Source organism: Ferruginibacter sp. HRS2-29 (genome assembly GCF_024343615.1).
Taxonomy (GTDB): domain Bacteria; phylum Bacteroidota; class Bacteroidia; order Chitinophagales; family Chitinophagaceae; genus Ferruginibacter.
Genome location: NZ_RJUB01000015.1, coordinates 124,166 through 139,062, shown reverse-complemented (window position 1 = coordinate 139,062; position 14,897 = coordinate 124,166). Strand labels below are relative to the sequence as shown.

Genomic DNA, 14,897 nt, shown 5'->3' with positions numbered 1-14,897 from the left:
CCTGTCACCAAACCTATATTGGTATTCTGTTTGCACGGCTACCATAAACAATTAAAAACTTATGCAAAAAGGCAACATACGTGTACAAACGGAGAACATTTTTCCGATCATCAAGAAATTTTTATACAGTGAGCATGACATTTTTATCCGAGAACTTGTCAGCAATGCAGTGGATGCCACACAAAAACTAAAGACCCTTTCTTCCATCGGCGAAGCAAAAGGCGATCTTGGCGAACTGAGGATAGACGTTACCGTAGATGCGGAAAAAAAGACCATCACCATCAGCGACCGTGGGGTGGGGATGACAGAAGAAGAAGTGGACAAATACCTCAACCAGGTGGCATTCAGCGGGGCGGAAGAGTTTTTACAGAAATACAAAGGACAAAACGAAAATAATATCATCGGCCATTTCGGGCTTGGTTTTTATTCCTCTTTCATGGTAAGTGAAAAAGTGGAAGTGGTGACCAAAAGTTTCCGCGAAGGTGCCCAGGCGGTAAGATGGATCTGCGATGGCAGTCCGGAATTTACCCTTGAGCCGGCAGAAAAAGAATTGCGTGGAACCGATATCATCCTTCACATCAATGAAGAAAGCAAAGAATTTCTGGATGCGTATAAAGTAAAATCCGTGCTTGAAAAATTCTGTAAGTTCCTGCCGGTTTCTATTTATTTCCACGATGCCAATGAAAAAGCTGAAGAACTGAAAGAAGGAGAAACAGCGGAAGAAGCAAGGCCGATCAACAACACTCATCCGGCCTGGACAAAAAAGCCATCGGAACTTACAAAAGAAGATTACGAAAATTTTTATAAAGAGTTATATCCTTTCAGCGAAACACCGCTGTTCTGGATCCACCTCAATGTGGATTATCCATTCAACCTTACGGGTATCCTGTATTTCCCGAAGATCAAACAGAGCTACGAGATCCAGAAAGACAAGATACAGCTGTACAGTAACCAGGTATTTGTAACAGATGAAGTGAAAGACATCGTTCCGGAATTTTTGATGTTGCTGCATGGTGTGATCGACAGCCCGGATATCCCGCTGAATGTGAGCCGTAGCTACCTGCAGGGCGATCCGAACGTGAAAAAGATCAATGCGCATATCACTAAAAAAGTAGCGGACAAACTGGAAGAAATTTTCAACAACGACAGGCCGGCTTTTGAAGAAAAATGGGAAAGCCTTGGCTTGTTTGTGAAGTATGGCATGATGACTGACGACAAGTTCCTCGACAAAGCCACCAAATTCTTTGTGCTGCAGGATACTAATGGTAAGTTCTACACGCTGGAAGAATATAAAACGGCTACATCAGCCACTCAAAAAAATAAGGAAGGTAAACAGGTGATTTTGTATACCACCAACCCCGTGGCGCAGGATGCTTATGTACAGCAGGCCATCGCTAAAGGATACATCGTGGTGAAGATGGAAACCCTTGTGGATGCTGCATTCATCAGCAATGTTGAAATGAAATGGAGCGATTCATTGTTTACGCGTGTAGATGCCGATATAGCAGACAACCTGATCGATAAATCGGAAGGCAGCGAAAGTGTATTGAGTAAAGAAGAAGCAGAAAAACTAAAGACTTTATTTGAACAACCGCAGGAAGGCCTGCACATCAGCGTAGAAGTAAAAGGCCTTAGTGCAGATGCTCCGCCGGTTACAGCTACGAGGCCTGAGCAAATGAGAAGGATGAAAGAGATGGCCAGCATGGGCGGCGGTATGGCACAGTTTTATGCGCAGATGCCCGATGAAGTGAACATTACTGTAAATGGGAATCATGCGATCTATAAAAATATACTCGCCGAAAAAGAAGAAGCCAAGCAGGAAAAACTGGTGAAGAACCTGGCTGATCTTGCTTTGTTATCACAAGGATTATTGACCGGTAAAAACCTGACGGAATTCATAAACAGGAGCGTACAGTTGATGGAAAACTAAAACAATGTATGATCTATGATGTATGATCTCTTTAAGTTGTAACTATAAAATAAAACTCCGAAGTTTAAAAACTTCGGAGTTTTATTTTATAGTTTGATTTGGAAAACATCATACATCATACATCATACATTCTTCCTGAATATTACTCCCTGCAGATATTTCATCTGCTGCGTATGATACACTTCCGTATATTTTTGTTTTGCAAAAAGTTCTTTGTGTAAACTATTCAGGTAAATGACGGTGATGGCCCGGGGATTTTCTTCCAGGCTTTTTTCAATATTATTTACCACGCCACTCATGATGATCTCGTCAAAAGGGTTGAATAGAAATATGCAATCTGCATCCGGCGGTATGTTAAAATAAAATGCGTCGTTGTTGATGACCTTATATTCCAGGGCCGGAATTCCTGCTGCTGTTTTTTGAAGATTGGTTTTAGCAACTTCACACAGCTCTTTTGAAAAATCGATGCCGGTCACTTTTGTGAAACCCTGTTGCGCAGCCACACACAGCGCACGCCCTTTGCCACAGCCGATATCGATGAAGTGATGATAGGATGACGGCGTTATCTGCGCAAAGAGTTCTTCCAGCACATCGTAACTCGCGGGCATGTAGATGGTGGCGTGAGAAATGTCCACACCTTTTTCTTCCAGTTTTTTTAACTCATCGGCGCCCGTAGTCCGGATGCCGTATTTTTTTTCGCCGCGTATTTCCTGCCGGATAATGTGTATGCCGATCTTCAGGCCCCAGTTAGAAGCGAGGTAGAAAAAATATTTTATATAATTAAATAGTTGCATCATTCTATTGTTTTAAGCCCGTTATCTATTCACCCATTGACCCATTCACTCATTCACCCGCTGAACTTCACATCTATTACTTTCAGCTGCAGCGTTTTTGTTCCGTTCCATTCGTTTTCATCGATCGTGTACACGATATCAAATGGCCGCCTGGATTCTATCAGCGGAAATTTATCCGCCATGTTGAAACCGATGCCCGTTAGCACCACATCTTTTTGCCAGATGGAAAAACGAACATGTTGTTCTTTCAATATCCTCGAAAAACCAGTGTCTGTTACATTTTTTGTGATGAACACGGGGCGCATATTCTGCGGGCCGTATGGTTCCATCTGTGTGAGTATACTGTAAAAGGCTTCTTTTATTTCTGTAAGATCGAGTTCTGCATCGATCACAATTTCGGGGATCAGCAATTGTTTATCGATCGTGGTTTCCACGACCATTTCAAATTTTTGCCGGAACGGCTCTACATGTTCGGGCAACATCGATAAACCTGCCGCGGCAAAATGCCCGCCATACGCTACCAGGTATTCGCGGCAGGCGTAAATGGCTTCATAAAGATTGAATCCGGGTACGCTCCTGGCGCTTCCGGTGGCCAGGCCGTTGCTGTAGGTAAGCACCACGGTAGGGCGGTGATGTGTTTCGATCAGCCGGGAAGCTACAATGCCCACCACACCTTTGTGCCAGTGTTCGCGGTATACCACGGTCGATGTCTTGTCGTTGAGATCAATATCTTCAATCATCAGTTCCAGCGCTTCTGCTGTGATGGAGCGGTCGGCTTCTTTTCGTTCCGCATTATCGTTGTGCAGCATTTCGGCCAGCCCGAAAGCTTTGACCGGATCTTTTTCGATAAACAATTGCACCGCTTTACGGGCATCGTCCATACGCCCTGCAGCATTCACTCTTGGTGCAATAACAAACACAACATTTGTAATGCTGAGTGGCGGCTTCGCACCCGACAATTCAACCAGGGATCTTATTCCCGGCAGGGGATTCTCATTGATCTTTTTTAACCCGAAATAAGCAAGCACGCGGTTCTCTCCGGTTATAGGTACAATATCTGCCGCTATAGCGGTAGCTACCAGGTCAAGATAGCTGTAGAGATTTCCTTCATCTGTATTCAGCGCTTCGGTCAATGCCGTCATCAGCTTGAAGCCTACGCCACAGCCGCATAATTCCTTGTAAGGATATTCGCAGCCTGGTTGCTTGGGATTCAATATCGCGGCAGCAGGAGGTAATTCTTCGCCGGGCAGGTGATGATCGCAAACGATAAAATCTATCCCCAGCGATGCTGCATAAGCGATCAGTTCTACCGATTTGATCCCGCAATCGAGGCACACGATGAGCCCGTATCCATTGGCGGCAGCATGATCAATCCCCGCTTTGCTTACGCCATACCCCTCGCGGTAGCGGTGAGGAATATAAAAATCCAGCAAGGCCGGATCGTATATGCCGGAAAGAAAACTATACATAGAGGCCACAGCGGTAGTGCCATCCACATCGTAATCGCCAAATACCAGTATTTTTTCTTTATTGTCAAAAGCGGAGATGAGGCGTGTGACAGCTTTATCCATATCCTTCATCAGCCATGGGCTATGGAGCATGGAGAGTCGGGGGCGGAAATAATTGCGGGAACTTTCAAAGTCTTCGATGCCCCGCTGAACCAGTATGCCACACAGGCGTTTGCTGATCTTCAGCTGTTGCTGCAACGCCGTAGCTTTGGCTTCGTCAAAAGCCAGTATGTTCCATCTCTTTTCCAAGCTTAATATTTTCTGTCTGTAGTATAACGCACGAGTTCCTCCAGGGCATTACGCTCGGGGCCTTCGGGAAAAGAATAGAGGATGGCAAGGGCTTCGTCGCGGTATTCGAACATTTTTTTGCGGGCGTATTCGATCCCCCCTGTTTTCACCACCGTGTCGATCACATGCTGCACTCTTTTCTTATCCTTGTTCTCGTTCTTGATGATGTAAATAAGTTCTTTTTTTCCGGAACGTTCCATATTATTGAGGGTGAAAATCAACGGTAAAGTCAGTTTTTTTTCCTGAATGTCATTTCCGGTAGGTTTGCCCACATCTTCATTGCCATAATCAAAAAGGTCGTCTTTGATCTGGAAAGCGATGCCGACCTTTTCGCCGAAAAGTTTCATCTGCGCTGTTATTTCCTCGCTTTTGGTGGTGCTGTAAGCGCCCACACCACAGGCGGAAGACAGCAGGGAAGCGGTTTTATTGCGGATGATCTCAAAATAAACGGCTTCATCGAGATTGAGTTTCCTCGATTTTTCAATCTGTAATAATTCGCCTTCACTCATTTTGCGTACGGCATCCGAGAGGATGTGCAGGTGCTGAAAATCTTCATTGGAAGTGGAAAGCAGGAGGCCTTTGGACAGCAGGTAATCGCCGACCAGTACGGCGATCTTGTTTTTCCAGACGGCATTGATGGAGAAAAACCCCCGTCGCTCAAAAGATTCGTCTACCACATCATCGTGCACGAGGGTGGCTGTGTGCAACATTTCAACGAGAGCGGCAGCCCTGTAGGTGCTTTCGTTGACGGGGCCATGCAGGCGGGCGCTCAGAAAAACGAACATGGGGCGTAATTGTTTCCCTTTCCGTTTGATAATGTATTTCATTATCGTATCCAGGAAGGGGGTATTACTTTCTACCGCCTCCGAAAACTTCTTTTCAAAGGTTTTCAGCTCGGTTCCGATGATATCAGTTACAAATTTCATTTATAAAAAAGAAGCAAGATAGTTCAATTAAGAATTACGAATTGCAAATTACGAATGGGGAAAAGGTGTTTCTGCTGCAAATGAACCAGTTCGTAATTCGTAATTCGTAATTTTTTAATTTACTCCATGCAACTAATTCCAGGTCAGATGCGTCTAGTAGAAGCTATCGGGAAAATGAAACCGTATTGATTTTATACCATTTACTACTTAAAATCGGGATATCAAAATGCGTTTATATAAATAATTGCTAAAAAAATTTGTATATTGGCATTCAATGCGATAAATTTGCTTATTAATCAACTCGTATAAAAATTAGAAATTTCAATCATTAAGTTATGGCAAGCAAAAAGTACAAATTATTTTTAATGGCGTTTATGCTGCTTTCAGTAGGAGCATTCGCACAAACCGGGAGTGGTTATGACATTTATGACTCTTCCGTAATCACTTCTAAAAGAATGCCGCAGCAAAACGAATTCTGGAATAATTCGTACAATTTTCCTGCAAAACCACGCAATATGTGGGAAATCGGTATTTCTGGCGGTGTACCAACAATCTCCGGCGATGTAAGCTCCAAGATCCCGACTTTCGGTTTCTCTGCTCATGTAAGGAAAGCGTTCGGTTACATTTTCTCGTTAAGGGCGCAATACCTGAATGGTAATGCAAAAGGTCTTAACTGGACTATTTCTGAAAACTTCTCAAGGAACAGCGCCTGGAACAGGTACGCTTCCGTCCAGAGGAGCAATGCCGGTAATATCGAATACCGTTATGGTTACGGTGGTGCCGCTGCAACTTCAAAAGATCTTGTTTACTACAACTACAAGACAAACGTTCAGGATCTGAGCATCCAGGGTATTTTTACGCTGAACAATGTTCGTTTCCACAAACAAAAAACTGGTTTCGTACTTTATGGTGGTGTCGGTTTAGGTGCTACTGTGTATGATGTAAAAGTGAACGCATTGGATGCTAATGGCAATAATTATGCTGCACTTTTCAGGAACGTGTACAACCAGCAGGGTGCTGATGTTTACAAAAACCGCAAAGACATCCGTAAAGCGTTGAAAGACGGTATGGATGATACGTATGAAACAGCTGCTGAATCTCAAGGTTCACGCCGTCCGGTTTTGGGCGACAAAACCCTGAAACCATCAGGAACTGTATTGGCTGGTGTTGCCTTCAAACTTAGCAGGCGCATTAACATCGCTTTGGAAGACCGTCACACTTTCGTGAAGGATGATCTGTTGGATGGCCAGCGCTGGCAGGAACAAGGAGTTGGTGATCCGGTACTTACACGTGATTACGATTCTTACAACTACCTGTCTCTTGGTTTGAATTTCAACCTTGGTGCAAAATCTGTTGAACCACTATGGTGGTTGAATCCTTTGGATTACGCTTACAGCGAGTTGAACAATCCAAAGCACATGAAACTTCCAAAACCAGTATTCGACGATGCTGATGGTGATGGTGTTGTTGATCAGCTTGATCGCGAACCAAACACTCCTGCAGGTTGCCCGGTTGATACTCACGGTGTAACTAAAGATACAGATGGTGATGGTGTTCCGGATTGCAAGGATAAACAATTGATCACTCCTACAGAATGTCAACCAGTTGACGCTGATGGTGTTGGTAAATGTCCAGATCCAGAATGCTGCAAAAATATTGCTGCAGTTCCGGTAAACGCTTGCCCTACTGATTACCCAAGCATCACTTTCAAAGGAAATACTGCTTCTATCAGCAACGATAACAAAGCTCTGTTGTCAACTGTGGCAGCTAAATTGAAAGCTAATCCTACTTGTACTATCACTATCAATGGCTACCCTGAAGCATCTAAAGCTTCTCAGGCTGTTTGCCAGAAAAGGGTAGAAGCTGCAAAACAATACCTTGTTGAAAAAGAAGGTATCAGTGCAGACAGGATCACTACTAACTGCGAAGTTGGTGGTGGAGATAAAAACACAGTAGACATTAAATAAGTCTAACTAAAATAAGTTTTAATTCCACTTTTTGCTCAATGATGAAACCCTCCCTTTTGGGAGGGTTTTTTATTCTGAAAGGTTCAAAAGGTTCAAAAGGTTCAAAAGGTTCAAAAGGTTCAAGAGGTTCAAAGGTTCAAATGGTCATAACATTTTGAACCTCTTGAACATTTTGAACCTTTTAACGTATGATTTTTGGAGAATAATTAAAATAGGTTCATTTTTGAACAAAATCAGTTAATTTTGCAATTCTTTATGAAATTGATCAAAAATGTTTTCGCGGTAATATTGGTAAGCCTTGTGGTAGTTTCCTGTGGTAAATACAGCAAGATCGAAAAAAGCAAGGATGTGGATTTCAAGCTCGCGAAGGCGGATGAATACTATAGTAAAGGTAGTTATCGTCATGCCCAGGAACTTTACGAATCGTTGTTCCCGGTTTTTAAGGGAACACAGAAATTTGAAGATCTTTATTATAAATATGCTTACTGTTATTATTACCAGGGGCAATACAGGGATGCAGAGAATCTCTTCAAAGGTTACCTCGAAGTTTTTCCTACCAGCGCCAAGGCCGAAGAAGTGGATTACATGAGGGCTTATTCTTTCTACAAGCAGAGTCCTAAACTGGAACTGGAACAGGTAAATACGGTGAAAGCGATGAATATGATGCAGAGTTTCATCAATACGCATCCGGGATCCGAGAGGACCAAGGAGGCTACAGCGATCATCGATCTTTGCAGGCAAAAACTGGAACAAAAAGAATTCAGGGCAGCACAGTTATATTATAACCTCGGGCAATTCAGGGCTTCGGCAATCGCATTCGCAGATCTTTTGAACAACTATCCTGAATCGGCTAAAGGAGATGAATATAAATACATGGTGGTAAAATCTTATTACCGATTTGCCAAACTGAGCATAATAGACAAACAGGAAGAGCGTTATGGTAAAGTAACTACCGAATACCAGGATTTTATGGACAGGTACCCGGATAGCAAACTGCTCAAAAGCGCAGAAGAATATAGCAACTTAAGTAAAAATCATATAAAAGATATACAAAATGAGCAAACTACGTCGTCAGCTAAGCGCTAATACCAGCAGTGTAGTAGAACCGAAAAAATTGATCGACCTGAAAAACAAGACTGGTAATTTATACGAGTCAATTGCCATCATTGCAAAAAGGGCTAACCAGATCAATATAACCATCAAGGAAGAACTGCACAACAAACTGGAAGAGTTTGCCAGCCATACCGATAGCCTGGAAGAGATCCATGAAAATAAAGAGCAGATTGAAATATCCCGCGCTTACGAACGCATGCCTAACCCCGCATTGCTGGCTACTACGGAGTTCCTGGAAGACAAAGTGTACTTCCGTAAGAATGATGAAGATCTTTTCAGCTAAGCTGGAATGGATTTAATTTTAACGCACGGTTTCAATAAGAAGTTATAATTTTAACGGCACGCAAAAAAGCGTGCCGTTTTACTTTATGCTCAAAGGGAAAAAGATCATTTTAGGGATCACCGGAAGTATAGCTGCCTATAAATCTGCCGTGATCGTACGATTGCTGATAAAAGCCGGTGCTGAAGTGAAGGTCATCATGACACCACCCGCCACTTCATTTATCGCCCCGCTTACTTTGAGTACTTTATCAAAGAACGATGTATTATTCGAACTGTCAGAAAACGACACCTGGTCCAATCATGTGATGCTGGGCCGCTGGGCGGATATCATGCTGATGGCGCCGTTAACCTGCAACACACTGTCCAGTATGGCCAGTGGCGCCTGCGACAACCTGCTGATGGCGGTGTATCTTTCCGCCACCTGCCCTGTAGTGGCGGCTCCCGCGATGGACGAAGACATGTGGCTCCATCCTTCCACACAAAAAAATATTGCAACGATAAAGTCGTATCATAATGAAGTGATCCCTGTCAATAGCGGCGAACTTGCCAGCGGATTAACGGGGCAGGGGCGTATGGCCGAGCCGGAAGAAATAGTAGCATGGCTGGAAGAATGGTTTAAAAAAAAAGTACAGCTGACAGGTAAAAAAATACTGGTAAGCGCGGGACCAACTTACGAAGCGATGGACCCGGTGCGTTTTATCGGTAATCATTCCTCCGGAAAAATGGGGATAGCGTTGGCCGAAGAATGCCGCAGTCGTGGTGCCGATGTGACTTTGGTGCTGGGCCCTACAGTAGAGAAAGTCCCCGCGGGAATGACTGTGAAACGGGTGGTTTCCGCCAGCGAAATGTACGATGCCTGTACAAGCATTTTTCCATCGGTGGATATCGCCATCATGTGTGCTGCAGTAGCAGATTACACCCCGGTAACTGTAGCGCCCGAAAAGATCAAAAAGAGCGGCGAAACACTCACATTGGAATTAAAGAAGACAGCGGATATATTGAAACGATTAGGCGAGTTGAAAAAAGAGGGTCAGTTTGTGGCAGGGTTCGCATTGGAAACAACCAATGAAAAGGAACATGCACTTAAAAAGCTTCAGCAGAAAAATGCGGATATGATCGTATTGAATTCGCTGAAGGATGCAGGTGCGGGTTTCGGCCACGACACGAACAAAATCACTATTTTTGACAAGCAGGGTAACGAGCATCATTTCGATACCAGGCCCAAAAGCGAGATAGCCGCTGATATTATAAACACCCTCATTAATGTTGCACATGCGTAAATTGATTGTAGCCGCCGGTTTAATATTCCTCTTCAGTGCAGGTGCGAAAGCCCAGGAACTGAATGCCAAGGTAACGGTAGTGACTACACGTTTAAATAACATTGTAAATAAGAATGCATTCGTTACGCTGCAGACAGCGTTGAATAATTTTTTGAACAACAGGAAATGGACATCCGACGCTTTTGCCCCGAATGAAAAGATCGCCTGTAATTTCTTACTGAACCTGGAGCAAACCAGCGAACTGAATGTATACAGCGCATCGCTGACCATTCAGGCGGCCCGGCCTGTGTTCAACACATCGTACCTGTCGCCGATCGTAAATTTTAAGGATGATAATGTCATCTTTAAGTATGTAGAATTTCAGCAGCTCGAATACAATGAAAACAGGGTGGCGGGTAATGATGCGCTGGTATCTAATCTTACGGCCGTATTCGCTTATTACGCCAACCTCATTATCGCTTTCGATTACGCTTCATTTTCACTTCATGGCGGTGATACTTATTTTTTAAAGGCACAGAATATTGTAAACAATGCACCCGATGGCCGTGGAATAAGTGGCTGGCGTGCATTTGACGGATTACGTAACCGTTACTGGCTGGTAGAAAATATGTTGAATACACGATATAGTGCCATGCACGACGCTTACTACAATTACTACCGCCTGGGGATGGATAAGTTCTATGATGATGAGAATGCCGCCCGTGCAGAAATGATCAATGTATTGAACCTGCTTGATAAGTTCAATACGGATAATCCGAACACGATGATCAACCAGTTCTTTTTTCAGGGAAAGGGTACAGAGTTGGTGAAGATATTTTCCAAAGCATTGCCACAGGATAAAGCCAGGGCATTGGAACTTTTGCCCAAGCTCGATATCACCAATGCCGGAAAATATAAAGATGAATTAAAATGATGAGATACCTGTTGGCTATGCTGTTGTGTACGGTGCTGTTTGCCTGTTCGGATAAAAAAAGCCGCGGCATCATTGAGCCGGATAAGATGCAGGAGGTGTTGTGGGATTATATCAGGGCTGATATTTTTACCACCGATTTCATCAGCGTAGACTCTTCCAAAAATCTTCCGGCAGAAAATGTCCGATTGCAGAAAGCCATCTTCGCGAAATATAAGATCACGAAAGAAGAGTTTTATAACAGTTATACCTGGTATCAGCAGCATCCGGACGAGATGCAGGTGTTACTCGATAGCATGACAGCACGCAAAAGGCGCATTCCTGACCCGCAGATCGTGGTTCCGGTTGTTGTGACTGCGGGACCCGATAGCCTGGCAAAGCGGGACAGCAACTATATTCCGCGTAACCGTCTTGGCCGGGGAAGGATCGATACTTCCAACATTAAATAATTACGAGATTCAAGATTATGAAAAAAATATTCGATAATGCTGAGCAGGCATTGGCCGATATTCCTGATGGAAGCACCATTATGCTGGGTGGGTTCGGGCTTTGCGGCATCCCTGAAAACGGGATCGCGGCGCTTGTAAAAAAAGGAACGAAAGAGCTCACCTGTATTTCCAATAATGCCGGCGTGGATGATTTTGGTATCGGCCTTTTGTTGAAACAGCACCAGGTGAAAAAGATGATCTCTTCCTATGTAGGGGAAAATGCGGAATTTGAAAGGCAGTTGCTGAGTGGCGAACTGGAAGTGGAACTTATCCCGCAGGGAACATTGGCTACGCGTTGCATGGCGGCGGGGTACGGTATGCCTGCCATCTTTACACCTGCCGGCGTAGGAACCGAAGTAGCCGAAGGCAAGGAGGTCCGTAATTTCAACGGAAAAGATTACCTGCTGGAATATGCATTTGATGCTGATTTTGCACTCGTCAAGGCCTGGAAAGGGGATACGCAGGGAAACCTTATTTTCAAAGACACAGCACGCAATTTCAATCCGCTGATGGCGATGGCTGCAAAGATCACCATTGCGGAAGTAGAAGAACTTGTGCCTGTCGGCGAACTCGATCCCAACCAGGTACATACTGCCGGAGTGTACGTTCAGCGGATATTCGAGGGGAAAAATTATGAAAAAAGGATTGAACAACTGACAGTGAGGAAGAAGTGACGACCGACGACTGACCACCGACCACTGACCACCGCAGGTTTTAGAAACTTTAAAAAACTTAAAAACCTTCGAAGGTTTCACAATTCACCATTCACCATTCACCATATGGCTTTAGACAAATTCCAGATAGCACAACGCATTGCCCGGGAACTCCAGGACGGATTTTATGTAAATCTCGGAATCGGTATTCCTACGCTGGTGGCCAATTACATTCCCGAAGGAATGGAAGTAGTATTGCAGAGCGAGAACGGATTGCTGGGCATGGGCCCTTTTCCCGAAGAAGGCAAGGAAGATGCCGACCTGATCAATGCAGGCAAACAAACTATCACCACACTACCAGGATCTGCATTTTTCGACAGCGCGATGAGCTTCGGTATGATCCGCTCCGGAAAGATCAACCTCACTGTATTGGGCGCCATGGAAGTGAGCCAGGATGGTGATATAGCCAACTGGAAAATACCGGGTAAAATGGTGAAAGGCATGGGTGGTGCCATGGACCTGGTGGCCAGCGCAAAGAATATTATTGTGGCCATGATGCATACCAATCCAAAAGGAGAAAGTAAATTGTTGCCGGAATGTTCACTACCGCTAACGGGTAAACGCTGCGTAAAAAAGATCGTGACCGAACTGGCGGTGCTGGAAATAAAAGACGGCGCTTTTCATCTGCTGGAACGTGCACCGGGCGTGAGTGTGGAAGAGATCAAAGAAAAGACTGCAGGCAAACTTACAGTAGAAGGACAAATTCCTGAAATGATTTTTTGATTACCTGAAGAGAGGAAGAAGGATCACGGATTTTAGATTGATTAGGCGATTACACAGATTATTTTGCTGGCGCAAAATGAAAATGCAGTTTATAAAGTCCTACAACTTTTTATAAACTGCATTTTTATTTTTACGAAGTAAAAATCAATCTGTGTAATCGCCTAATCAATCTAAAATCCGTGATCGTTTTTTTATCGACTTTGGCAACATTTTAAATTACCGGCGCTGCCCTTAAAATTTCTTCGCTGACACCACTTTCATATTTCTTGAAATTATTTACAAATTCAGCGGCGAGTTGCTTTGCTTTCTGGTCATATTCATTTTCATCTTTCCAGGCCTGGCGAGGGTTCAGTAATTCTGATGGTACACCCGGGCATTCCACGGGCATCATCATGCCAAATGTTTTGTGCGCTGTATATTTCACCTCATTCAGTTTGCCTTCCAGTGCCGCAGTGATCATCGCACGGGTATAACTCAACTTCATACGCTGTCCTATGCCATAAGGGCCACCGCTCCAGCCGGTATTGACCAGCCAGATGTTCACATCATGCTCTTTCATTTTTTTACCCAGCATCTCCGCATATTTGCCAGGGTGCAATGGAAGGAAAGGTGCGCCAAAGCAAGCACTGAACGTACTTTGCGGTTCCTTTACTCCGGCTTCCGTACCTGCAACCTTTGCGGTGTAACCGCTGATGAACTGGTACATCGCCTGCCCTGCATTTAGTTTGCTGATAGGAGGTAAGATACCATATGCATCGGCCGTAAGAAAAAATATATTCCTCGGGGTTTTGCCGATCGATGGCTCCAGCGCATTGCTGATAAAATCGAGCGGATAACTCACCCTCGTATTTTCGGTAATTGTTTTGCTGGTAAAATCAATGGTGTTCGTTCCAGGCAGGAAAGTCACGTTTTCTACCAGGGCGCCCGGCCTGATGGCGTGAAATATTTCCGGTTCTTTTTCTTCACTCAGGTCGATCGTTTTTGCATAGCAACCGCCTTCAAAATTAAATACGCTTTCATCGTCCCAGCCATGTTCGTCATCACCGATGAGTGAGCGGTTAGGATCGGCGCTCAAAGTGGTTTTGCCGGTTCCGCTCAATCCGAAGAAAATAGCAGTATCACCGTCTTTGCCCATGTTGGCGCTGCAATGCATGCTCAATACATTTGCCCGGTGCGGCAATACGAAATTCAGCATCGTGAAAATTCCTTTTTTCATTTCCCCGGTATAACCTGTTCCGCCGATGAGGATAGTTTTATGCGTAAAACTGATCACTGCAAAATTTTCTGAACGGGTACCATCTTCAGCAGGGTTCGCTTTAAAACCCGGCGCCTGCAGGATGTTCCAATGCGGGGCAAAATTTTCGAGCTGATTTTCGGTAGGGCGGATGAACATATTGTAACAAAAGAGGTTGCTCGCCGGATCTTCATTGATCACTCGCAGGCTGAGCCTGTATTTGGTTTCGGCGCAGGCGAAACAATCGCGTACCCATATTTCTTTCGAAGAAAAATAACTGACCATTTTCTCTTTCAGTTTAAAAAACTGCGCTTCTTCAAACGGTATGTTGAAATCATTCCAGTTTACCGTATCGGCAGTGAGGACGTCTTTTACAGTAAACTTATCTTTCGGGCTACGGCCTGTAAATTTCCCCGTTTTGATCAGCAGTGCGCCTGTATCATTCAGGACGCCTTCGCCACGGTCTACAGATTGTCTGGATAATTCTGCCGAAGGCAGTTGATAGTGTACGGGTTGGGTTGTATGTATACCCATTTCAGCCAAAGCCTTCAATGGGGCTTCGGTCATTGTTGATAAAGACATAGCAAGCATCTTTTTAGTGATGCCGCAAAGGTAATATATCAATTATTCATCCCGTAACCGTAAGCACCGCCAATACTGCATTCCTATCTATGTTTTGTGGAAGTTCCTTTGTAAATTTTCTAAAAGAAGGGGCGATTTTTGAAACCCGTTTTATTATTG

13 protein-coding genes are annotated in these 14,897 nt (G+C 44.3%); 9 read left to right on the top strand and 4 right to left on the bottom strand.

The genetic code is table 11. The annotated features are described in order from the left end of the window. Positions 1-61 precede the first annotated feature (61 nt). Positions 62-1,930: a molecular chaperone HtpG gene (gene htpG, locus EGI32_RS07655; RefSeq protein ID WP_255154797.1), complete on the top strand. Its 1,869-nt coding sequence runs from the start codon at positions 62-64 to the stop codon at positions 1,928-1,930. 122 nt (positions 1,931-2,052) lie between these two features. On the opposite strand, the gene EGI32_RS07650 is transcribed toward htpG, so the two are convergent. From EGI32_RS07650 to EGI32_RS07640, 3 genes are read right to left on the bottom strand one after another with little or no spacing between them, the layout of a single operon-like run. After that, positions 2,053-2,727: a methyltransferase domain-containing protein gene (locus EGI32_RS07650; RefSeq protein ID WP_255154796.1), complete on the bottom strand. Its 675-nt coding sequence runs from the start codon at positions 2,725-2,727 to the stop codon at positions 2,053-2,055. 50 nt (positions 2,728-2,777) lie between these two features. After that, positions 2,778-4,481, bottom strand: a complete 1,704-nt coding sequence (recJ, locus tag EGI32_RS07645) for a single-stranded-DNA-specific exonuclease RecJ (protein WP_255154795.1) — start codon at positions 4,479-4,481, stop codon at positions 2,778-2,780. 2 nt (positions 4,482-4,483) lie between these two features. Further along, positions 4,484-5,446, bottom strand: coding sequence for a polyprenyl synthetase family protein (locus EGI32_RS07640; RefSeq protein WP_255154794.1), 963 nt, complete (start codon positions 5,444-5,446; stop codon positions 4,484-4,486). Between the two features lie 335 nt (positions 5,447-5,781). On the opposite strand from EGI32_RS07640, the gene EGI32_RS07635 reads away from it, so the two are divergent. From EGI32_RS07635 to EGI32_RS07600, 8 genes are all read left to right on the top strand, one after another. After that, positions 5,782-7,413 carry an OmpA family protein gene (locus tag EGI32_RS07635; protein WP_255154793.1) on the top strand — a complete coding sequence of 544 codons (1,632 nt, stop codon included), beginning with the start codon at positions 5,782-5,784 and terminating at the stop codon, positions 7,411-7,413. Positions 7,414-7,668: 255 nt separating this feature from the next. Then, positions 7,669-8,499 carry an outer membrane protein assembly factor BamD gene (locus EGI32_RS07630; RefSeq protein ID WP_255154792.1) on the top strand — a complete coding sequence of 277 codons (831 nt, stop codon included), beginning with the start codon at positions 7,669-7,671 and terminating at the stop codon, positions 8,497-8,499. Continuing rightward, on the top strand, positions 8,468-8,809 hold the full coding sequence (locus tag EGI32_RS07625) for a DNA-directed RNA polymerase subunit omega (protein ID WP_255154791.1): 342 nt from the start codon (positions 8,468-8,470) through the stop codon (positions 8,807-8,809). Before EGI32_RS07630 ends, EGI32_RS07625 begins: the two co-directional genes overlap by 32 nt. Positions 8,810-8,879: 70 nt before the next feature. Further along, positions 8,880-10,088 carry a bifunctional phosphopantothenoylcysteine decarboxylase/phosphopantothenate--cysteine ligase CoaBC gene (coaBC, locus tag EGI32_RS07620; protein ID WP_255154790.1) on the top strand — a complete coding sequence of 403 codons (1,209 nt, stop codon included), beginning with the start codon at positions 8,880-8,882 and terminating at the stop codon, positions 10,086-10,088. Further along, positions 10,081-11,001 carry a DUF4835 family protein gene (locus EGI32_RS07615; RefSeq protein ID WP_255154789.1) on the top strand — a complete coding sequence of 307 codons (921 nt, stop codon included), beginning with the start codon at positions 10,081-10,083 and terminating at the stop codon, positions 10,999-11,001. Before coaBC ends, EGI32_RS07615 begins: the two co-directional genes overlap by 8 nt. Then, on the top strand, positions 10,998-11,447 hold the full coding sequence (locus EGI32_RS07610; protein WP_255154788.1) for a DUF4296 domain-containing protein: 450 nt from the start codon (positions 10,998-11,000) through the stop codon (positions 11,445-11,447). The genes EGI32_RS07615 and EGI32_RS07610 overlap by 4 nt, the downstream gene beginning before the upstream one ends. Positions 11,448-11,461: 14 nt before the next feature. Beyond that, positions 11,462-12,160, top strand: a complete 699-nt coding sequence (locus EGI32_RS07605; RefSeq protein ID WP_369681639.1) for a CoA transferase subunit A — start codon at positions 11,462-11,464, stop codon at positions 12,158-12,160. A gap of 105 nt (positions 12,161-12,265) precedes the next feature. Next, complete coding sequence (locus EGI32_RS07600) at positions 12,266-12,922, top strand: CoA transferase subunit B (RefSeq protein WP_255154786.1); 657 nt, start codon at positions 12,266-12,268, stop codon at positions 12,920-12,922. 211 nt (positions 12,923-13,133) lie between these two features. Here the strand turns inward: EGI32_RS07600 and pckA are convergent, their stop codons facing one another. Beyond that, positions 13,134-14,738, bottom strand: a complete 1,605-nt coding sequence (gene pckA, locus EGI32_RS07595; protein WP_255154785.1) for a phosphoenolpyruvate carboxykinase (ATP) — start codon at positions 14,736-14,738, stop codon at positions 13,134-13,136. Between the last annotated feature and the right edge of the window lie 159 nt (positions 14,739-14,897).

Bases quoted from the DNA above. Each gene is read 5' to 3' on its own strand.
- htpG (WP_255154797.1), top strand. From the start codon at position 62: ATGCAAAAAGGCAACATACGTGTACAAACGGAGAACATTTTTCCGATC.
- EGI32_RS07650 (WP_255154796.1), bottom strand. From the start codon at position 2,727: ATGATGCAACTATTTAATTATATAAAATATTTTTTCTACCTCGCTTCT.
- EGI32_RS07640 (WP_255154794.1), bottom strand. From the start codon at position 5,446: ATGAAATTTGTAACTGATATCATCGGAACCGAGCTGAAAACCTTTGAA.
- EGI32_RS07635 (WP_255154793.1), top strand. From the start codon at position 5,782: ATGGCAAGCAAAAAGTACAAATTATTTTTAATGGCGTTTATGCTGCTT.
- EGI32_RS07630 (WP_255154792.1), top strand. From the start codon at position 7,669: ATGAAATTGATCAAAAATGTTTTCGCGGTAATATTGGTAAGCCTTGTG.
- EGI32_RS07625 (WP_255154791.1), top strand. From the start codon at position 8,468: ATGAGCAAACTACGTCGTCAGCTAAGCGCTAATACCAGCAGTGTAGTA.
- EGI32_RS07615 (WP_255154789.1), top strand. From the start codon at position 10,081: ATGCGTAAATTGATTGTAGCCGCCGGTTTAATATTCCTCTTCAGTGCA.
- EGI32_RS07610 (WP_255154788.1), top strand. From the start codon at position 10,998: ATGATGAGATACCTGTTGGCTATGCTGTTGTGTACGGTGCTGTTTGCC.
- EGI32_RS07600 (WP_255154786.1), top strand. From the start codon at position 12,266: ATGGCTTTAGACAAATTCCAGATAGCACAACGCATTGCCCGGGAACTC.
- pckA (WP_255154785.1), bottom strand. From the start codon at position 14,738: ATGTCTTTATCAACAATGACCGAAGCCCCATTGAAGGCTTTGGCTGAA.